General features: G+C 65.1%; 18 protein-coding genes. 8 read left to right on the top strand and 10 right to left on the bottom strand.

From position 1 onward, the window contains the following. Positions 1 to 7 precede the first annotated feature (7 nt). Complete coding sequence (locus IVB18_RS01690; protein WP_247987615.1) at positions 8 to 1,510, bottom strand: NAD(P)/FAD-dependent oxidoreductase; 1,503 nt, start codon at positions 1,508 to 1,510, stop codon at positions 8 to 10. Positions 1,511 to 1,635: 125 nt separating this feature from the next. Continuing rightward, positions 1,636 to 2,394 (bottom strand): trypsin-like serine protease, encoded by a 759-nt coding sequence (locus IVB18_RS01685; protein WP_247987614.1) that lies wholly within the window; start codon positions 2,392 to 2,394, stop codon positions 1,636 to 1,638. 110 nt (positions 2,395 to 2,504) lie between these two features. Between IVB18_RS01685 and IVB18_RS01680 the strand changes: the two genes are divergently transcribed. Beyond that, positions 2,505 to 3,140, top strand: coding sequence for an HAD-IA family hydrolase (locus IVB18_RS01680; RefSeq protein ID WP_247987613.1), 636 nt, complete (start codon positions 2,505 to 2,507; stop codon positions 3,138 to 3,140). Positions 3,141 to 3,146: 6 nt separating this feature from the next. On the opposite strand, the gene mtnA is transcribed toward IVB18_RS01680, so the two are convergent. The 3 genes from mtnA to IVB18_RS01665 form a co-directional block, all read right to left on the bottom strand. Next, positions 3,147 to 4,256 (bottom strand): S-methyl-5-thioribose-1-phosphate isomerase, encoded by a 1,110-nt coding sequence (gene mtnA / locus IVB18_RS01675; RefSeq protein WP_247987612.1) that lies wholly within the window; start codon positions 4,254 to 4,256, stop codon positions 3,147 to 3,149. Between the two features lie 18 nt (positions 4,257 to 4,274). Continuing rightward, positions 4,275 to 5,150, bottom strand: coding sequence for an S-methyl-5'-thioadenosine phosphorylase (locus tag IVB18_RS01670; RefSeq protein ID WP_247987611.1), 876 nt, complete (start codon positions 5,148 to 5,150; stop codon positions 4,275 to 4,277). 176 nt (positions 5,151 to 5,326) lie between these two features. Continuing rightward, entirely contained in the window at positions 5,327 to 5,599 is a 273-nt protein-coding gene (locus tag IVB18_RS01665) for a phosphopantetheine-binding protein (RefSeq protein WP_247987610.1), read from the bottom strand. A 357-nt stretch (positions 5,600 to 5,956) separates the two neighbouring features. Between IVB18_RS01665 and IVB18_RS01660 the strand changes: the two genes are divergently transcribed. The 4 genes from IVB18_RS01660 (at position 5,957) to IVB18_RS01645 (ending at position 12,251) form a co-directional block, all read left to right on the top strand. Then, positions 5,957 to 7,174 carry an acyl-CoA dehydrogenase family protein gene (locus IVB18_RS01660; protein WP_247987609.1) on the top strand — a complete coding sequence of 406 codons (1,218 nt, stop codon included), beginning with the start codon at positions 5,957 to 5,959 and terminating at the stop codon, positions 7,172 to 7,174. 100 nt (positions 7,175 to 7,274) lie between these two features. After that, positions 7,275 to 8,255: an amino acid--[acyl-carrier-protein] ligase gene (locus IVB18_RS01655; RefSeq protein ID WP_247987608.1), complete on the top strand. Its 981-nt coding sequence runs from the start codon at positions 7,275 to 7,277 to the stop codon at positions 8,253 to 8,255. Between the two features lie 37 nt (positions 8,256 to 8,292). Next, the gene (locus IVB18_RS01650; RefSeq protein WP_247987607.1) at positions 8,293 to 9,168 is read left to right on the top strand and encodes an acyl-CoA acyltransferase; all 876 of its coding nucleotides are present in this window, start codon (positions 8,293 to 8,295) and stop codon (positions 9,166 to 9,168) included. A 218-nt stretch (positions 9,169 to 9,386) separates the two neighbouring features. Further along, positions 9,387 to 12,251, top strand: a complete 2,865-nt coding sequence (locus IVB18_RS01645) for a PAS-domain containing protein (protein WP_247987606.1) — start codon at positions 9,387 to 9,389, stop codon at positions 12,249 to 12,251. A 52-nt stretch (positions 12,252 to 12,303) separates the two neighbouring features. Here the strand turns inward: IVB18_RS01645 and IVB18_RS01640 are convergent, their stop codons facing one another. Then, the gene (locus tag IVB18_RS01640; protein WP_247987605.1) at positions 12,304 to 13,998 is read right to left on the bottom strand and encodes a bifunctional diguanylate cyclase/phosphodiesterase; all 1,695 of its coding nucleotides are present in this window, start codon (positions 13,996 to 13,998) and stop codon (positions 12,304 to 12,306) included. A 220-nt stretch (positions 13,999 to 14,218) separates the two neighbouring features. On the opposite strand from IVB18_RS01640, the gene IVB18_RS01635 reads away from it, so the two are divergent. Continuing rightward, positions 14,219 to 14,479 carry a hypothetical protein gene (locus IVB18_RS01635; protein ID WP_247987604.1) on the top strand — a complete coding sequence of 87 codons (261 nt, stop codon included), beginning with the start codon at positions 14,219 to 14,221 and terminating at the stop codon, positions 14,477 to 14,479. Between the two features lie 6 nt (positions 14,480 to 14,485). Here the strand turns inward: IVB18_RS01635 and IVB18_RS01630 are convergent, their stop codons facing one another. The 3 genes from IVB18_RS01630 to mtgA form a co-directional block, all read right to left on the bottom strand. Next, on the bottom strand, positions 14,486 to 15,139 hold the full coding sequence (locus tag IVB18_RS01630; protein ID WP_247991939.1) for a hypothetical protein: 654 nt from the start codon (positions 15,137 to 15,139) through the stop codon (positions 14,486 to 14,488). Positions 15,140 to 15,294: 155 nt separating this feature from the next. Further along, positions 15,295 to 15,477: a 50S ribosomal protein L32 gene (gene rpmF / locus IVB18_RS01625; protein ID WP_007598106.1), complete on the bottom strand. Its 183-nt coding sequence runs from the start codon at positions 15,475 to 15,477 to the stop codon at positions 15,295 to 15,297. 167 nt (positions 15,478 to 15,644) lie between these two features. Continuing rightward, positions 15,645 to 16,319: a monofunctional biosynthetic peptidoglycan transglycosylase gene (mtgA, locus tag IVB18_RS01620; protein WP_247987603.1), complete on the bottom strand. Its 675-nt coding sequence runs from the start codon at positions 16,317 to 16,319 to the stop codon at positions 15,645 to 15,647. Between the two features lie 161 nt (positions 16,320 to 16,480). Between mtgA and IVB18_RS01615 the strand changes: the two genes are divergently transcribed. Beyond that, positions 16,481 to 17,404 carry a polyprenyl synthetase family protein gene (locus IVB18_RS01615; protein ID WP_247987602.1) on the top strand — a complete coding sequence of 308 codons (924 nt, stop codon included), beginning with the start codon at positions 16,481 to 16,483 and terminating at the stop codon, positions 17,402 to 17,404. Positions 17,405 to 17,411: 7 nt separating this feature from the next. After that, positions 17,412 to 18,101, top strand: a complete 690-nt coding sequence (locus tag IVB18_RS01610; RefSeq protein ID WP_247987601.1) for a DUF1345 domain-containing protein — start codon at positions 17,412 to 17,414, stop codon at positions 18,099 to 18,101. A 151-nt stretch (positions 18,102 to 18,252) separates the two neighbouring features. Here IVB18_RS01610 and IVB18_RS01605 read toward each other — a convergent pair whose 3' ends face one another. After that, positions 18,253 to 20,085: a caspase family protein gene (locus tag IVB18_RS01605; protein ID WP_247987600.1), complete on the bottom strand. Its 1,833-nt coding sequence runs from the start codon at positions 20,083 to 20,085 to the stop codon at positions 18,253 to 18,255. Positions 20,086 to 20,099: the final 14 nt, after the last annotated feature.

Below are 20,099 nucleotides of genomic sequence, written 5' to 3'. Positions count from 1 at the left end.
GCCCCCCTTACCTATACACGAACGCCCTGTCGTCCAGATCCGTCTTCGGGATCTCGTCCTTCTCGGTCCAGTAATCCTGGCTGTGCTGCCATTCCGGCTTGTCACCACGCCTGGGCAACAGGTCCATGTTGCGCATCATGTAGCCGGGGTTGAAGTTTTCCGGATCGATCCAGGGCAGGATCGGCATGTTGTGATCCTCGGGACGCAACTCGACCTCGACCTTGTTCGCGCCTTTCTCCTTCATATGTCCGAGCAGACGGCAGACGAAATCGGCGACGAGGTCGACGCGCAGCGTCCAGCTCGCGCGGAAATAGCCGAAGACCCAGACCATGTTCGGCACGCCCGTGAACATCATGCCGCGATAGGTGACGGTATCGCCGAAGGCGAGCGGCTTGCCGTCGATCTCGAAGGCAATGTCGCCGAGTGCGGCGAGGTTGAAGCCGGTCGCGGTGACGATGATGTCGGCATCGAGCAGCTCGCCCGATTTGAGCTGAATGCCGTTCTCGACGAAACACTCGATCTCGTCAGTCACGACGGAGGCTTTGCCGCTCGCAATGCCCTTGAACAGGTCGGCATCGGGCACGAAGGCAATGCGCTGCCGCCACGGCCGATATGTTGGCGTGAAGTGCGTCTCGACGTCGTAGTCCGGCCCGAGGACCGCGCTGATCTGGCCGATCAAATCCTTCTTCACTTGCTCGGGCTTGCTCACGCAGAGCTTCGTGAACGCATCCTGCTCGAACAATATCTTTCGGCGGACGATCTCGTGGATCCAGGTCTCCTCGACCTGGAGCCTGCGCAACTCCTCTGCGATCTCGATGGCGTTGCGGCCGAGCCGGAAATAGGTCGGCGAACGCTGGAGCATGGTGACATGCGCGCAGTGGTCCGCGATGTTCGGCACCAGCGTCGCCGCGGTCGCGCCCGAGCCGATCACGACCACCTTCTTAGCCGCGAGATCGATATCATCCGGCCAGGTCTGCGGATGGACGACGCGGCCCTTGAAGCGGTCCATGCCCTTCCATTCCGGCGTGTAGCCTTCCGAATGGCGATAGTAGCCCTGGCACATCCAGAGGAAGTTGGCGGTGAATGTCTTCGCCTCGCCGGTATCGGTCGTTACCGCCTCGATGGTCCAGAGATTTTGCGCGCTCGACCAGCTCGCTGAATTGATCTTGTGCTTGTAGCGGATATGCGTGGCGATTTCGTTTTGGTCGATCACCTCGTTCATGTAGGCGAGGATCTTCTCGGCGGTTGCGATGGGCGGACCGACCCAGGGCTTGAAGCTATAGCCGAAGGTGTGGAGATCGCTGTCCGATCGGATGCCGGGATAGCGATGCGTGGTCCAGGTGCCGCCGAACGTCGCCTGCGTCTCCAGGATGACGAAGCTGGTGCCGGGAAGCTGCTTTGTCAGATGATAGGCGCTGCCGATGCCGGAAATGCCGGCACCGACGATCAGCACGTCGAAATGCTCTGAGGCCTGTTTGGTCGTGGCGTGACTGCGAACAGCGACATTCATTGTTGCTTCTATGCCTTGCTTGTTTTTATGGCCGTCCTTGACCGGACGGCGCGTTTCCTCCGCGACGGGCATGGTCGCCGATCGCGCTTCCACTTCAAAATGACATAGATCAAGCCGCGGTCAAATCACAGCGCCGCACCCCAGCTCCGCGCGGTCTGCAAGATCCAGTCGCGATAGAGCGTGAGCGGCGTGACCCCCGTCAATCCGCCGCAGCCGGCGGCGCCGTTCGGCCCGGTCGACCAGCTGATGACGCCGACGAGCACGGGACCGCTCGGCTTGTCCTCCAACACCGGGCCGCCGGAATCGCCGGTGCAGGCGCCGATTCCGTCGCGAACACCGTTGGTTACGGGATCGACCAGCCGAATTTGGAGCGTGCCGGGTTGACCGGTGGCAACAAGCGCGGCTACGCGCGTCGCACCGCCGCTCTTGCCGTCACCGCGCACTGTCACGCCGATACCGGCGATGGTGAAGCGGCTGCCGACCTGAATTGGAATATTCGGCGCGCCGACCGGCACCGTCGATTTTCCTTTCAGTGGAATTTCCAGTTGCAAGAGCGCCACGTCGGCGGTGGCGCGATGCCCCTGCATCGCCTGCATGTTGAAGTTCGGATGGATCGCGAGGGTACGGACATTCAGCAATTGCGGCTTACCATCGGCGCCGTAGTCGACGATCTTGTAGTCGGCGCCGGGCTGCACGCAGTGGGCAACGGTGAGCACCAGCTTTGGCGCGATCAGGCTACCCGTGCAGAAATTGCCGCGCGAGCCGACAATGGTGACGACCGCGCGTGCGACACCATCAGCCTGCGGCGTGCCGCCACCGACGACGGCATGGGCGGGTGTGGCGAGCAGCAGCGCGGCTGCGATGAGTGTGGCAGACTTTGGCATGGGAATGCGTCTTATCGATCGAAGCGATGAGGGCTTGGGATGGCTTCGGACTGGCCCTTGTCCATAGCGCATGCTAGCCGTTTTGGCAGAGAATTGACGAGGGCGGAACATTGGCAATCGAGGCTGTGATCTTTGATTTTGGCGGCGTGTTGACGACCTCGCCGTTCGAGGCGTTTGCGCGGTTCGAGACGGAGCGCGGCCTGCCCATCGACATCATCCGGCGCACCAATGCCGCCAACCATCTTGAAAACGCCTGGGCCAAGTTCGAGCGCGCCGAGGTCGACATCGACACGTTCGACAAGCTGTTCGCTGTCGAATCGCTCGCGCTTGGCGCGGAAGTGCGTGGGCGTGACGTGCTGCCGCTGCTTCAAGGAGATCTGCGCCCCGAGATGGTCGAGGCCCTGAAGCGTATCAATGCGCAATTCAAGACCGGCTGTATCACCAACAACCTTCCGGCCAACGCGATCGGCAGCCTGACCGGACGCACGCTCTATGTCGCCGAGGTGATGGCGCTGTTCGACCACGTGATTGAATCCGCCAAGATCGGCCTGCGCAAGCCCGACCCGCGCATCTACCGGATGATGGTCGAGATACTGAAGGTCGATCCCAGCAATTGCGTCTATCTCGACGATCTCGGCGTCAATTTGAAGCCCGCGCGCGAGATGGGCATGACCACGATCAAGGTGGCCAGTGGCGCGCAAGCGGTCGCCGAGCTCGAGGCGGCGACGGGATTGAAGCTGAGCTAGCACCAACTACTCCGTCGCGGCCGCGATCCGGTCGGGGAAGGCTGCCGCAAGCGACGCGCGATCCGGCTTCAGGACGCCGCGCTCGGTGATGAGCCCGGTGACGAGGCGCGCCGGCGTCACGTCGAAGGCATAGTTCGCGACCGGTGAGCCCTCCGGCACGATGCGCACGGTCTCGAGCCGGCCGTCCGCGGTGCGCCCGGTCATGTCGGTGACCTCCGTGCCGCTGCGCTGCTCGATCGGAATATCCTTGATACCGTCATTCACTGCAAAATCGATCGTCGGCGACGGCAGCGCGACGTAGAACGGCACGCCGTTGTCGTACGCGGCAAGCGCCTTCAGATACGTACCGATCTTGTTGCAGACGTCGCCATTGGCCGCGACACGGTCGGTGCCGACGATGGCAAGGTCGACCATGCCATGCTGCATCAGATGTCCGCCGGTATTGTCGGCAATCACGGTATGCGGCACGCCGTGATGACCGAGCTCCCAGGCGGTGAGCGAGGCGCCCTGGTTGCGCGGGCGGGTCTCGTCGACCCAGACATGGACCTTGAGGCCACGCTCATGCGCGAGATAGATCGGCGCAGTCGCGGTGCCCCAGTCGACGGTCGCGAGCCAGCCGGCATTGCAATGGGTCAGCACGTTGACCACCTCACCCGGCTCCTTCTTGCCCGCGATCGCCTCGATCAGCCGCAAGCCGTTGCCGGCAATGCCGCGGTTGATCTCGACGTCCTGCTCGACGATCTCGTCGGCGCGCGCGTAGGCAGCCTCGGCCCGCTCCAGCGGATCGATCGGTGCAAGCGTCGCGCGCATCTCGTTCAGCGCCCATTTCAGATTGATCGCGGTCGGCCGCGCCACGACAAGCGTCTCGTAGGCGCGCTTCAGGCCGGCATCGGAACTGTCCTCGCGCATGGCGAGCGCCATGCCGTAGGCCGCCGTCGCGCCGATCAGCGGCGCGCCGCGCACGAGCATGTCGCGGATCGCGGTGGCGGCGTCCTCGCACGAGATGAGCCGCGCGACGACGAACTCATGCGGCAGCCTGCGCTGGTCGATCGCGCCGACCGACCAGCCGTCGCGCTCGCGCCAGATGCTGCGAAAATGCTTGCCGTCGACTTTCATGGCATTCTGCCTTTCGTCTCAGCCGCGCAACACGCGCCCCGCCACCGCATCGAGCTTCTTCAACAGTTCCGGATCGCGCGCCTCGGGCGCCGTGATCAGCGCGGTGTCGAGCGCGCGATCCGAGCCGATCGGGCACGGCTCATGCTCGCGCGGAAACTCCTTGGCCAGCCGCGCCACCAGTGTCTTGGCCTTGTCGGCGTTCGAGCTCAGCACGCGGATGATGTCCTGAACAGTGACGGCGTCGTGATCGGGATGCCAGCAGTCGAAATCCGTCACCATCGCGACCGTGGCGTAGCAAATCTCCGCCTCGCGAGCGAGCTTTGCCTCGGGCATGTTGGTCATGCCGATCACGGAATAGCCAAGAGTCTTGTAGGTCATGCTCTCCGCATAGGTGGAGAATTGCGGTCCCTCCATGCAGACATAGGTGCCGCCCCGCGCGACCGCGATGCCCTCGGCTTCGGCCGCTGCGGCCAGATGGATGCGCAGCCGCGGCGAAACCGGATGTGCCATCGACACATGCGCGACGCAGCCTCTGCCGAAGAACGAGCTCTCGCGCTTGTAGGTGCGATCGACGAACTGGTCGACCAGGACGAAGGTTCCGGGCGGCATCTCCTCCTTGAAGGAGCCGCAAGCCGAGAGCGAGATCAGATCGGTGACGCCGGCGCGCTTCAACACGTCGATATTGGCGCGATAGTTGATGTCGGAGGGCGATAGCCGGTGGCCCTTGTCGTGGCGCGGCAGGAACACAATCGGCAACCCTGCGATAGTCCCGCGCCGCAGCGGCGCCGATGGCTCGCCCCAGGGACTGCTGATCACCTCTTCCTGCGCGCCCTCGAGTCCCGGCAGATCGTAGATGCCGGAGCCGCCGATGATGCCCAATACCGCCTGCGTCATGCCTGCTCCACCCGTTCGCGCCGCGCGATCCCGTGGAGAAGCTATGCCAGTTTTGCGGGGGTTTTGGAACGGGGGTCGTGGGTTGGGTGTCGTCAGGAGAAGGACACGCCGCGCCAAACATTCGGTGTCGTCCTGGCTTTCGCCAGGACGACCCGGGGAGGAAATCGTGCGTCTAATTAAGCCGCCGTTGCCGGCTGCAACTGGCTCGCCACCATGCGCTCCAGCGTCTCGACCGACTGGAAATTCTCAGGCGTGATCTCGGACTGCGGGATGGTGAAATCGAACTCGGCTTCCACGCCCAACATCAGATTGACCATGTCCATCGAGGTCAGGCCGGCGTCGACGAGCTTCGCCGCCGGCGCGACATCAGCCGCGAGCGAATTCTGTTCGAGAATGCCCTTCACCAGCTTGATGATGCGATTGCGCACGTCGGTATCGAAGGCCTGCATCGGCAAATTCCCATCTGTCTATCGAGGTCGGACCGGATTGCCAGCTACGATGGGCACGGCCAGCCGATCCCGCAATGGGCGGCACCATTACTTCGCGTTTCTTAGTAAACGATGACTCAGATTGACTAAACTTCATGCTTCTTCCAAATCGCTAACGCGACACCGGGAATTTCGGCGACGCCAACAACCCGACCTTAACTGTTCATTGGGAATTGCAGTTCGTTTACCCTCTATTTCATCGACGAATTTGAATTAAATCCGTAGCCTCACCTCACAAGCAAAGATGGCCGGAGGATCGCTGCACGGCATCGCGAGTGATGCCGGCGATCCTGAACGGCGAACCGGAGGCGGACGAGCATGAACGTGCGTGAAGCGATCCTTACTGTCGACGAAACGCAGGCGAGCCTCCTCGAACAGGGTCCCTCCTTGGTCGAGCGCGCGGCGCGAACCGCCACTGCGGCCGCCGCCGACGCCGACGGCGTCGATCGCGATGCCCGCTTTCCGCATAAGGCTTTCGAAGCCGCGCGCGAGCAAAAGCTGCTCGGCGTCATGATCCCCGTCGAGTTCGGCGGGCTCGGTGCCTCGATCCACGATGTCACCGACATCTGCTACGCGCTCGGACGCGCCTGCGCCTCCACCGCGATGATCTACGCGATGCACCAGACCAAGGTCGCCTGCGTCATCAGGCACGGCCACGGCATTCCGTGGATGGAAACCATGATGCGCCGAGTCGCCCGCGACCAGTGGCTGCTCGCCTCCTCCACCACCGAAGGCCAGAACGGCGGCAATATCCGCGCCAGCGCGGCCGCCGTCGACCACGCCGGCGATACCGTCTCGCTCGTGCGGGACGCCACGGTGATCTCCTACGGCGCCGAGGCCGACGGCCTCGTCACCATCGCCCGCCGCGCCACCGACGCTTCTGCGTCCGACCAGGTGCTGCTGGCACTTGCCAAGGACGATTATTCGCTGAAGCGGACGCTGGGCTGGGAAACGCTCGGCATGCGCGGCACCTGCTCGACCGGGTTCGAGCTCAGGGTGGACTGCCCCGCCGATCGCGTCTTCCCTGAGTCCTACGACAAGATCCATGCGCAGACGATGACACCGTTCGCGCATCTATGCTGGTCGTCGACCTGGGCCGGCATTGCGGCTGCGGCCGTGACCCGCGCGCAGGCCTTCGTCCGTAAGGCGGCCCGCAGCTCCGGCGGGCAGATGCCGCCGGCCGCCGCGCATTTCACCGCCGCGAAGATGTCGCTGGCAAAGCTTCGCGCGCTGATTGCGGCCAATCTCGATGCTTTCGCCCGCGCCGAGCACGATGAGCGCGCGCTGAGCTCGCTCGACTTCCAGTCGTCGATCACGCTTCTGAAAGTCCAGGCCTCCGAGCTCGCGGTCGAGACCGTGATGCATGCGATGCGTACGGCCGGCCTCTCCGGCTATCGCAATGACGGCGAGTTCACCATGGGCCGCCACCTGCGCGACGTGCTGTCGTCGCCGATCATGATCAACAACGACCGCATTCTGGCCAATGCCGCAACATCGACGCTGATGAGCGGCGTGCCGGCAAGCCTTCGTGACTGACAAGCCTTCGAGACTGACGTGCCTTCAGGATTGACGAGCCTCCAAGATTAACCAGCCTTGGCGACCAACAAGAATAATTTCAGATAGCAGGAAGTCGAACATGAACATTGCTGTTCTCCCCAATTCGCCCGAAACCGCGCCGCAGGCCGTCGATCCGCTCGATCATCTCGCCGACACGCTGTTCCACCGCATGGGCGCGGATGGCGTATACGCCCGCACCGCGATCTATGAAGGCATAGTCGAGCGGCTCGCCGCGCTGATCACCCGGCACCGTGAAGCGGGCACCGAAGTGATGCGCTTTCCGCCGGTGATGAGCCGCGTCCAGCTCGAAAAGTCCGGCTACCTGAAGAGCTTTCCGAACCTGCTCGGCTGCGTCTGCGGCCTGCACGGCACCGAGCGCGAAATCAACGCCGCGGTGAGCCGTTTTGATGCCGGCGGCGACTGGACCACCTCGCTCTCGCCGGCCGATCTCGTGCTGTCGCCGGCCGCCTGCTACCCCGTCTACCCGATCGCGGCGAGCCGCGGCCAGCTGCCCAAGGGCGGCTTGCGCTTCGACGTCGCCGCCGACTGCTTCCGCCGCGAGCCGTCGAAGCATCTTGACCGGCTGCAATCGTTCCGGATGCGGGAATATGTCTGCATCGGCACTCCCGACGACGTCGCCGATTTCCGCGAGCGCTGGATGGTGCGTGCGCAGGCAATCGCGATCGATCTCGGCCTGAGTTTCCGCGTCGACTACGCCAGCGACCCCTTCTTCGGGCGCGTCGGCCAGATGAAGGCGGTGAGCCAGAAGCAGCAGCAGCTCAAGTTCGAGCTGCTGATCCCGCTGCGCTCCGAGGAGCAGCCGACCGCCTGCATGAGCTTCAACTATCACCGCGAACATTTCGGCACGACCTGGGACATCCAGGACGCCAATGGTGAACCGGCCCATACCGGCTGCGTCGCCTTCGGCATGGATCGCCTGGCCGTCGCGATGTTCCACACCCATGGCACCGATCTCTCCGCCTGGCCCGCCAAGGTGCGAGACATCCTGGGCATGCAGCCGCAGGTCGCGGCCGACGCCCATGGCGAAGGCTGGCGCTAACGGAACGAGGCCTATCATTTCCACGGGCAAGACGAGCGTGATTCATACCAAGGTCCGATGCCGCGAGATCACCGAGTCCGATGTTGAAGCCATCGCGGACTTGCTGACGCGCGGCTTCGTCGGCCGCTCGCGCAACTACTGGATCCAGGGCCTGCGTCGGCAGGCCTTCCGACCGGTACCGGAAGGCTATCCGCGTTTCGGCTACATGCTCGACGATGACGGCACGCCGGTCGGGGTGCTGCTGCTGATCTACACGACGCGGAAGGACGGCGAAGACACCGCCATCCAGTGCAACCTGTCGAGCTGGTATGTCGAGCCGGCCTACCGCAACTATGCCCCGCTGCTGACCAAGATCGCACAGCGGCACAAGCACGTGACCTATCTCAACATCAGCCCTGCTGTGTGGACCTGGCCGATCATCGAGACGCAGGGCTTCCGCCCCTATTGCCGCGGCCTGTTCTTCTCGGTGCCGGCGCTGTCGCGCGCCTCGCGCTGGAGCAAGATCGAGGTGATCTCGCCGCACACCAAGCAGATCGAAGGTCTCTCCGAAGCCGAGACCGAGCTCCTGACGCGGCACGCGCGCTACAATTGCCTCAGCCTGGTCTGCCGCACCCCGCAGGGCACTTTCCCCTTCATCCTGCAAGCGGTACGCATCCGGCGCGGTTTCATCGCCCCGCCCGCGATGCAACTGATCTATTGCCGCAGCGCCGCCGAATACACCGCCTGCGCCGGCCGCATCGGCCGGCTGCTGCTGCGGCTCGGCAAGATCTCGGTGATCGTCGATTCCAACGGCCCGATCCCCGGCCTCGTCGGCGTCTACACCGAACGGCGCGGCCGCAAATATTTCAAGGGCCCGCACCGCCCGCGCCTGGCCGATCTGACGGATACCGAGCTCGTGCTGTACGGGCCTTAAGGACGCATCACACACCCGCTGTCGTCCCGGCGAAGGCATTTATTGCGCGCTCCCACACCTCGCAGTCGCGCGCCCGAGATACACGCGCACTCCATACCGTCAGTCACCCTCCGTAAACTACGGCGCTTAAGGGAATTTTCCCGCCTCTTCGCTACCCTCGGCAGCTGAATTACGTTTGCGTTAGGTCAATTGCCCGCCGAGACCGTCCCGATCCGATGATGTCGACCCGTAACAACGAGCTTGGTGCACGCCGCGAGCAGGGCCCGGAGGCCCTGGTCGCGCTGAGCCAGCTTGCGCTCGACCACATGGAGCAGGGCGTCTGCGTCTACGACGCCGCCAACCGGATCGTGCTGGTCAATCAGCGCTATCTCACGCTGTTCAACATGTCGGCCGAGATCGTGCACGTCGGCACGAGCTATCGCGACGTGCTCACCCACAGCGCATCGCTCGGCAACTTCCCGGTGAGCGAGCTCGACGCGCTCTACACCACGCGCGTCAAGCAGATCGCGACCGGCGAGCCGTTCCGCACCGAACAGCGGCTTGCAAGCGGCCTCGTCATGGCGCTCGAGCTGAAGCCGCTCCCCGGCGGCGGCTGGATGACGATCTGCGACGACGTCAGCCGCCTCGCCCGGCTCGAGGTGGAATTGCGCCTCCAGACCGAGCGCAGCCAGCATGCGCTTTCCAACATGTCGCACGGCCTCATCATGTACGATGCCGACAGCCGCGTCGTCGTCTGCAACGAGCGCTTCCTGCGCCTCTACAACCTCGACGCCGACGTCGTGAAGCCGGGCGTCCCGCACTGCACGGTGATCGATCACTGGATGTCGCGCGGAAACCTGCCGGGCATGTCGGGTGACGAGTTCCACGACACCAGACTGGACGATGTGCGAGCCAGGAAGGCGAAAACCCTGCTCGTGATGCGTTACGATGGGCGGATGGTGCAGGCAGTGTCCCGCTTCCTGCCCGACGGCGGCTGGGTGACCGTGCACGAGGACGTCACCGAGCGGCTGCAATACGAAGAGACCCTGAGGCAGCAGAACTTCATCCTTGATGCGGCGCTGGAGAACATGGCGCACGGGCTCGCGTTCTACGACAGCGAAATGCGCCTTCGCGTCTGCAACACCACCTACCGGAAGATCTATCTGCTATCGCCGGAGGAGACCAGGCCCGGCACGCATCTCTCCGAGCTGATCGAACGCTCGATGACGAACGGCGCCTTCGCCTCGGAGTACAGCCCGCAGCAGCTTCTCGAAGTGGCCAGCGCGCGGATCGCGAGCCGCGATTCCTCGCCGATGCGGCGGAGCATGTCGAACGGCACCGTGATCTCGGTGCGCTACTGCGCGCTGCCCGACGGTGGGTTTGTCGCCACCTACGAGGATATCAGCGAGCGCGAGCGTGCAGTCGAGGAGTTGAGCGAGCAATATCGTCGCTTCGACGCGGCGCTGAACAACATGGGCCAGGGCCTGTGCATGCTCGACTCCGTTCTGCGCGTGATCGTCTGCAACCGCCGCTACATCGAGATGTATGGCCTGTCGCCGGACATCGTGAAGCCCGGCGTCTCGATGCGGGAGATCATGGAGCATAGCTGCGCCCTCGGCATTCATCCGAACACCACGGCGGTCAAGCTCTATGCCGACTATGTCGAGCGGCTGCGCGAGGGCGAGCACACCCTGCACCGCCATTTGAGCGACGGCCGCATCATCAAGCTCAACCACAAGCGGATGGAACACGGCGGCTGGGTCGTCACCTACGAGGACGTCACCGAGCGCCACAAGGCCCAGGCTCGCGTCGCGCATATGGCGCGGCACGATTCGCTCACCGATCTGCCCAACCGCACGCTGTTCCGCGAGAAGATGAGCGAGGGGCTGAACCAGGTCGCCATCGCCGGCGGCGCCATGGCCGTGCTGTGCTTCGACCTCGACAATTTTAAGACCGTCAACGACAGGCTCGGACACGCCGCCGGCGACAGGCTGCTGCGCTGGGTCGCGGCGCGGCTGAAGGAGAATGTCGGCGAGCACGACACCGTTGCGCGACTCGGCGGCGACGAGTTCGCCGTTCTCCAGCGCGGTCCGCAGCCGCAATCGGCCGAGCGGCTCGCGCGCCGCCTGGTCGAGATCATCGGCCGTCCGCCGCCGCTGGAAAGCCAGTCGATCCATATCGGCGTCTCCGTCGGCATCGCGATCGCACCCGATCACGGGCTCGACGCCGACGAGTTGATGAAATGCGCCGATCTCGCGCTCTACCAAGCCAAGGCCAAAGGCCGCGGCGCCTATCAGCTGTTCGAGCCAGAGATGGAGGAACATGCACGCAGCCGGCACGCGCTGGAGCACGATCTGCGCGGCGCACTGGAAGCCAACGAATTCCACCTGGTGTTCCAGCCGCAGGTGCGGCTCGACACGTCCGAGCTCACCGGCTTCGAGGCGCTGCTGCGCTGGAAGCATCCGTCACGCGGCATGGTCTCGCCGGCCGAGTTCATTCCGATCGCCGAGGAGACCGGCCTCATCGTTCCGATCGGCGAATGGGTGCTGCGCACCGCCTGCGCGACCGCTGCGTCCTGGCCTGACTTCACCGTCGCGGTCAACCTGTCCCCAGTACAGTTCCGCTCGCGCGGGCTGGTGGCGATGGTCACGAGCGCGCTCGCCGAGGCCGGTCTGCAGCCGCGGCGGCTCGAGCTCGAGGTCACCGAGACGGCACTGCTCGACGACAGCGAGGCGACAATCGAGATCCTGCATCAGCTCCGTTCGCTTGGCGTGCGCGTCAGCCTCGACGATTTCGGTGTCGGGTATTCCTCGCTGAGCTATTTGCGCAAGTTTCCGTTCGACCGCATCAAGATCGACCGCTCCTTCGTCGGCACGCTCGGCGAAAGCCCGGAGAGCATCGCCATCGTCCGCACCATCGCGAGCCTCGGCTCAGTGCTCGGCGTCGAGACCACTGCGGAGGGCGTGGAGACGATCGAGCAGCTCGACTTCGTACGCGAATGCGGCTGCACCGCGGTGCAAGGGTATTATTTCGGCAGGCCGTGCCCGGCGGCCGAGGTCGGCCACACGATCGAGCGCCTCAACGCGGTCCGGCGGGTGGCGTGAGGTCTCTCCACACTCTCACTCGTCAAGCCCGGCCATGACGTTGGGGAATGCCCTACCCCGCCGCCGGCAGCGCGCTGTCCGTCGGCACACCCCACGGGCGGTCGGCTGACGCCAGCCCGATCAACCGGCCCTGGATATAGTCGCAACCCCAGTCGCGCAGCATGCTTGCCGCCTCTTCGTCCTGCACCCATTCGGCGACTGTCTTGATGTCGAGGCGGCGGGCGAGGTCGATCAGGGTCTGCACGAAAGCACGGTCGTCGGCGGAGCGGGTGATGTTCTGCACGAACGCGCCGTCGATCTTGACGATGTCCACGCCGAGCTTGCGCAGATTGCGGAACGAGGTGTAACCGGCGCCGAAATCGTCGATGGCGATGCGGCTGCCGAAATTCTTCAGCCGCGTGACGAAGCCGCGCACGTCGTCGATGTCCTGGATCGCGACCGTCTCGGTGATCTCGACGATCAGCCGCTCGGCGACGCCGGGATGCGCCTGCATGAGCGACTCGATTCCCGCCCACCAGTCCGGGTCCATGGTGGTGTCCGGCGAGATGTTGAGGCTGAGCCGGATGTCGGGCGCGGCCGCGAGCTCGGCAACCACGAGCTCGAGCACGCGATGATCGACCAGGCGGATGAGACCGAGCCGCTCAGCCACCGGCACGATGTCGGGCGCGAGCAGCACCTGGCCGTCGCCCTGATCCATCCGCACCAGGCATTCGTGGAACGCGCCCTCGCGCGAGGCGGCCGATACCACCGGCTCATAGGCGAGCCTGATGCGGCGCTCGTTCAGCGCGGTGACGATCTCGTCGGTGACGCGAATGTTCACGCGGCGCTGCGCGTCGCGCTCGGCATTCGGCCGCCACGCCGCGAACGAGCCGGCGCGGCGGCGCTTTGCGGCGTCCAACGTTTCGTGGGCGCGGTTGACCGCCTCATCGGTGCTGCGGGCATAGCGCGGCAGGCTGACGGCACCGATCGAGGCAGTGACCGACACCGGGCCGGATTTGGTCGGCACCACCTCGTCGCGAATGCCGGCGAGGAAGCGCTCGGCGGCGACGTTCATGTCGTCGACGGTGCAGTTCTTCAGGATCAGGCCGAACTTGTTGCCGGAGAAGCGGCCCAGCACATCGCCGCCGCGCAACCGCGGGCGGATGCGTTTTGCGACATCGAGGATCACGGCATCCGCGACATCGAAACCGAAGGCGTCGTTGACACGCGCGAGACGATCGATGCCGACCAGCATGAAGGCCGCGGTCGAGCGGAAACGGGTCGTCTCCTCGATCGCCTCGGCCAGCGCCGCGATCAAATGGGAGCGGTTGAGTTCGCCGGTCAGGGGATCGAGCCGGGCGAGCCTTGTCAGCTCCTCGTCGCGGGCGTGTCGCTCATTGTTGATGCGGATGGAGCCCATCGCGCGCACCGGGCGGCCGTCGGGGCCGGCGAACCACCGGCCGGTCTCCTCGATCCAGACCACGGGATCGGAGGCGCTCATGCGCACGCCGTACTCGACGCGGTAGGGCGTGCCGTCGGCGCCGTGGACCGCGGAGGTCTGCGCCAGCGCGGCGGTCCGCAATGATTGCGCGGGCTCAATCAGCTTGGCGAACTCGGCGCCGGTCGCAAGCCGCGCGGCGGGGATGCCGGAGAAGACGGCATCGATCTGCTCGCCCCAGACGATGGCGTCACTGGCGATATCCCAGACGAACACGGCTTGGCCGAGGGCGGCAAGGATTTCGGAGGCTTGCGGCAATGCGGGAGTCAAAATCGCCTCGTTTCGGGACAGCAGGGAGTCCTGAGCCGGCACAGAATAGGGCCAGATTCGCCCTTGAACCTAGGCAAAGTTCATAAACAAATTGGAAACCACGTTCCAAGGCGGCTTGGGAACCAAATCGGCCCGGCCGGCATAGGCCTTGCGAGTACATGACACGCACCGGCACCAGCGTCCCGAAACGCAACAGTTGGCCGGATCAACGGTGATTGCGATGTTGAGTACCGATCGATCGGACGAAGCGGAAAGCGGCACGGGAACGGCCCTGGTGTCGCTGATGCCGACGCTTGCGTGGGCCCACAAGGCGCCGCTGCCGCGCCCCGATCCGAGCTTCGTCACCCAGCTCATGGCCAATGCCGAGCACCTGCCCCAAGCCAGCCGGCTCCGCCGCGCTTCTTCCGAGGATGCGCGGATGGCCTATGGCAGCAAGCGCCCGCTGCCGAGCGTTACCGCCCGCACGCGGCAGGTGGCTTGAGGTCGATTAGCGCGGTGGCACATCGGGCGAGGACGGCGTGCCGTTGCCCGGCTGCAAATGCGGCGAGGGGATTTCCGGCGACGGCGTGATGCTCTGCGCGGGTTTCGGCGCGGGGGGATCCATCAGTACGGATTCGGCGACCGATTGCGCCGAGGGCGCGGGTGGTGCCACCGGTGCTGCTTGCGGCGCGGACACCGGCTCGAACTTGTGCTCGGGCGCAGCTTCATCCGCCGGTGCTTCGGCTTGGCGTTTACCCTTGCGCGGCGCCGGCGCCGCCTCGGCGGCATAGGTAGCGCGGCGGCGCGTGCGCTGGGCGATACCGCCGAGGAAATCGGCCATCGCGAGCAGCACCAGCAGGAAATAAGTGGAGTTACCGAATTTGGGCCACATCACGAATTCGGCCGCTGCCGCGCCGAACACGATCAGCGACAGCAAATGATCCATCAGGAATTTCGAGCCGGGCCGCGCACCCTTGACCACCTCGAGCAACAGCAGCACCACGCCGAGCGCGAGCATCACGTCGGCGAGTGTGACCGGCCAGGTCTCGCCCGTGATCATCGGCACCTTGAACAGCACGTCCGTGAAGGACACGCTGGGCATCAGGAAGGCGATGATGTTGTAGACCGCGAGCGGGATCAGAAGCAGCGGGAAACCGACCATCGGCGAAATGCCTTCTCGATCAAGATGTCCGGGCAGGACAATGCGGCGGCGAAGCATTCGCTCCGCCGCCGTCACCGTCATATCTCAAGGTTTGGCCGAAATCAGGCAGATCACGTCGAAGTCACGTCGTGCTGCCTGAGTTAAAGAGTCCTGCCTCAGGACTCTTTCTTCTTCAGGACCTGCCGGCCCTTGTACATGCCGGTCTTGAGGTCGAGATGGTGCGGACGACGGAGCTCGCCGGAGTCCTTGTCCTCGACATAGGTCGGCTTCTTGATGGCGTCCGCCGAGCGGCGCATGCCGCGGCGCGACGGCGAGGTTTTTCTTCTCGGAACGGCCATTTCAATATCCTCTAGGGATTGGTGTTGTCCGGGCATCGTCCGCGGGGAACTGCTCAGCACCCCAACAGGAGGCGAGCTGAATGCCGATCAAGGCCGGGCTTATAGAGGAAGGCTGGCCGCAAAGCTAGGGTTCTGGACCGCAAAATGCGCCCGAAAAGGGCCCACAATCAGCGATTTTCCCGCCAGCAGGTCAAAAGCGAGCTGGCCTGCGCCCTTGCCACATAGGTCCCGGCCAGCCGCCGGACGCCCGGGCCCGGGGTCCTGGCGCTGCGTTTGACCGGATTCGGCAGGATCGAGGCCAGCAGCGCCGCCTCCCGGGGGGAAAGGCTGGCGGCGGACTTGCCGAAGGCATAGGCGCTGGCCGCCTCGACGCCAAACTGCCCCTGGGGCCCGAGCTCGGCGATGTTGAAGTAAATTTCCAGGATCCGCGCCTTGGGCAGGACCAGATCGATCCACAGTGCCAATGGGAATTCCAGCGCCTTGCGGACGAAGTCCCGCCCCTGCCAGAGGAACAGGTTCTTGGCCACCTGCTGGGTAATGGTGGAGGCGCCACGGAAAGGCGTGCCGTCCTCCTGCGCGTCGTCGATCGCCTCCCGCAGCGCGCCCCAGTCGATGCCGTGATGCTTGCAGAAATGGGCATCCTCAGCCGCCACCACCGCACGCGGCAAAGAGGGCGACATCGCCGCCAGATCGATCCATTGCCGCTGCATCGGCGCGCCCCGGAGCAAGCGCCAGGCCATCAGCGTCGAAACGGGATGGCCGGTGCGGTAGAACGGCGCGATCACATAGGGCGCGAGAGCTGCGACCGCGAGCATCACCAGCAGGATTTTGACGATGCGCAAATCGACCTTTCCGGCGCAAAATGAAACGCGGCCATCGGCCCAGCCATTAAGTCTGTGATAATTCGGGCCTTTTCCAGCACTTTTTAGGCCTTCCAAACGATTGACTGAGGCGGGCGCATAAAGGATTGTCCCGCCGAATTTTAGTTCTGGAGCCTTTCTTGATGACCGGCACGTCCCCGTCCGATTTCGCCAAACGTCTGGACAAGACCGCTGATGACACCGAAGCCCTGCTCGGGCGCCTCTTGGCGGACGACATCCTGCCCGATGAAATCGCCCGTCCCAAGCGGCTGATGGACGCAATGCGCTATTCGAGCCTCAACGGCGGCAAGCGCCTGCGGCCGTTCCTGGTGGCCGAGAGCGCGGCCGTGTTCGATGTCCCCCGCGAGGCTGCGCTGCTCGCCGGTGCGGCGCTCGAATGCATCCACTGCTACTCGCTGATCCATGACGATCTGCCAGCGATGGACAATTCAGACCTGCGACGCGGCCGCCCGACCCTGCACAAGAAGACCGACGATGCCACCGCGATCCTCGCCGGCGACGGCCTGTTGACGCTCGCCTTCGACATCATCACCCGCGACGAGGTTCATCGTGATGCCAATGTGCGGCTGCTCCTGACGCGCGCGTTGGCGCGCTGCGCCGGCATCGGCGGCATGGTCGGCGGCCAGATGCTCGATCTCGCCGGCGAAGGCCGCTTCGGCGACCGCGAGCCGGTCGACGTCGCCCGTCTCCAGCAGATGAAGACCGGCGCGCTGTTGCGCTATGGCTGCATCGCCGGCGCGATCCTCGGACAGGCCACGGCCAAGGAATATCAGGCGCTCGACGATTACGGCCGCGCGCTGGGCGAAGCCTTCCAGATCGCCGACGATTTGCTCGACGTCGAGGGCGATGCGGCCGCGCTCGGTAAGCCCTCGGGCCAGGACGCAGCAATGGGCAAGACCACCTTTGTCACCCAGCTCGGCATCGAAGGCGCCAAACAGCGTGTGCGCGACCTGCTCGCGCGGGCCGACAGTGCGGTCTCGATCTTCGGCGATCGCGCCGCCGTGCTGCAGGCCGCCGCGCGGTTTGTCGCCGAGCGGAAGAGCTAGCCAAGCGATGGCGGGCGGCAGCAAGGAAGATCCCGTCCTCGCTCGCTTCCGCAAGATGTCGCGCCCGGTGCGGCTGGTGTATGCGCGGCCGCGGACGTTCATCTCGCTGGGTGTCGGCATTCTCGTCTGCCTGCTGGTGCCGGGCGTGCAGCGGCCGGTGACGCGGCTCGTGCTCGGCTGGGACGCGCTGATCGCGGTCTATCTGATGCTGGTCTACGCAATGATGCTGTGCAACGATCACCAGCACATCCGCCGCGCTGCCGCGATGCAGGACGACGGTCGTTTCGTCATTCTGCTGGTGACGGCGGTGGGCGCGTTCGCGAGCATCGCGGCGATCGTCGCCGAGCTCGGCACCCATCGCGGCGCGGCGGAGCTGACCATCGCGATCGCTACCATCGCGCTATCCTGGGCCGCGGTGCACACGACATTCGCGCTGCACTACGCATATGACTATTACCGCCAAGCCGAGCCCGGCGGGTTGCAGTTCCCGAGCGGCGACAAGGAAGATCACGCCGACTATTGGGACTTCGTCTATTTCTCCTTCGTGATCGGCATGACCGCGCAGGTCTCCGACGTCGGCATCACCGACAAGACCATCCGCCGCACCGCCACCGCGCACGGCATCGTGTCGTTCATCTACAATACGGCGTTGCTGGCGCTGACGGTGAACATCGCGGCGAGTGCGATTGCGACGTAAACTCCGTGTCGTCCTGGCGAAAGCCAGGACCCATTACCCCAGGAAGAAGTTGCGGCGCTCAATTGCCAACCAAGAGTCTTCGCAAAACCAGGGCCGGTGGTTACGGGTCCTGGCTTTCACCAGGACGAATGTGGAGAGGCACTAACTCGCCCTAGTTACACACCTCGGCATTGGCCGCATTGCCCGGGCCGCCGCCGCCGCGATATTCCAGGTGGCAGCCGCGGTTGACTTGGCGGCAGGTGCTGTTGTCGCAATAGATCTGACCACTGCCGCCGCCTGAGGCGCGGCCCGAGCCCGCCGCGATGCCGGCGGCAGCGCCGCCATATCCGCCCATGCCGCCCGCAGAGCCCATCTGCGGACGACGCTGCCGCGCCGGCCGGTCCTCGCTGTCGTCGCGCCGCGAGGTCGCGGGCTTCGACGGCGCGGGTTTTGCGGCACGCTTCTTCTCGCATTCATTGTCGTCGTTCAGCGCATAGCCGTCGCCGCAGACGATCTTGGTGCATTTTTCACCATCGACCTTGAAGCCGTGCTCGCAGACCAGCGGGCAGACGCGCGACGGCTTGGCCTTGACGGTATCGAGCGCGTCGGTGCTCGCCAATTTCACGTCGAGCTTGGTGCCGGCGTAGCGGTTGAACTGCGACAGCGAGCGCTGCGAAGACGTGCTCCAATTGCCATCGGCTTGTCCTGCGAAGCAGCCGACGCGGCCGAGCTCGGTCTGCACCGAGCGGTTGAGATCGGCCGGCGTGGTCGCTGGCGTCAATGAGGCCACTGCGGTACCGGCCGGGCTCGCTGTGCTTGCCGGCGCGGCGCTCGGCGCCGCGGCGGCGAGGTTGACGCGCTGCTGCTCGGCAGCGGCCGCCTGCTGCTGCGCCTGCTCCTTGGCCTTCTGCGCGGCGAGCTGCACCTGCTCGGCCGCTTTCGCATCGGCAGCGGCCTTGGCCTGAGTATCCTTCTGCGCGCCGAGAGCGGCGAGACGATCACGCTCGGCCTCGGCCTGCTTGGCCTTTTCGGTCGCCGCCGCATGGGCCTGCTCGGCCCCGATCTTCTCGAGCTGGAGCTTGGCGAGGCTCGCATAGAAGCCGTCGGGGTGCTGGGCGAGGAACGCGTCCCATGCCGGCCTGTTGCCGACCTGGAGCGCGAGCTCGTAGTCGCGACGCATGTCGGCCTGCGGATTCGGCGCGGGCGCCGCCGCGGTCGCGGCCGTCACCTTGACCGGCACCAGCGGCACATCCTCGCCGCCGAGCGAGCCATACACGAAGGGCTCCTGCTTGTTGGCGGTCGACTTGAGCACGTCGTCGCGCACGAAGCCGAAGGCGCGGCGGACATCGAGGCCCGGAGTGGTCAGATGCTTCGACAGCGCGACGGTGAACGGGCTGTTAGCGCCGTCGCCGTCCTGCGCCGTGAAACCGGCCTTGGCCGAATAGGCGACCAGCGTGTTGGGGCTGGTGGGCTCGACCTGGGCCAGGCCGCGGCCGATGCTGCGCGAAGCGACCGTGCGCCTCATGGTCTTGCCGAACGTATTGTCGCGGCAGGCGTCGAGGATCACCAGGCGAAGCTGTTTTGCGGGCTCGACCGCAACCAGGACGCGGTCGAGCGACAGCGCTTCGTCATAGACGTCGGTATCGCGCTCGAGCTTGGCGTCGACCGGGATCAGATAGTTCGATCCCTCGACCTCGATGCCGTGGCCGGCGTAGTAGACCACCGCGATGTCGGCATCGCGGGTCGCATCGGCGAAGTCGCGCAGCGCGCGTCGCGTGTCGAGCGCCGAGAGGTCGTGGCGGGAATCGACGACGTCAAATCCGGCCTCCTTCAGCGTCCTGGCCATGACCGAGCCGTCGTTGACGGGGTTCGCAAGCGAGGGCGCGTGCTGATATGCGGAATTGGCAAGCACCAATGCTACGCGCTTCCCGGCGAAAGCGGGTTCGGCGCCAACCAGCAGCGCGAAAGCGAAGAGAAGCGGGCAAAGTCTGAGCAGGTTGCGCATGACACGGCTTCCGA

The organism is Bradyrhizobium sp. 186 (assembly GCF_023101685.1).
GTDB lineage: Bacteria > Pseudomonadota > Alphaproteobacteria > Rhizobiales > Xanthobacteraceae > Bradyrhizobium.
This window is presented reverse-complemented; position numbering and strand designations above follow the sequence as displayed.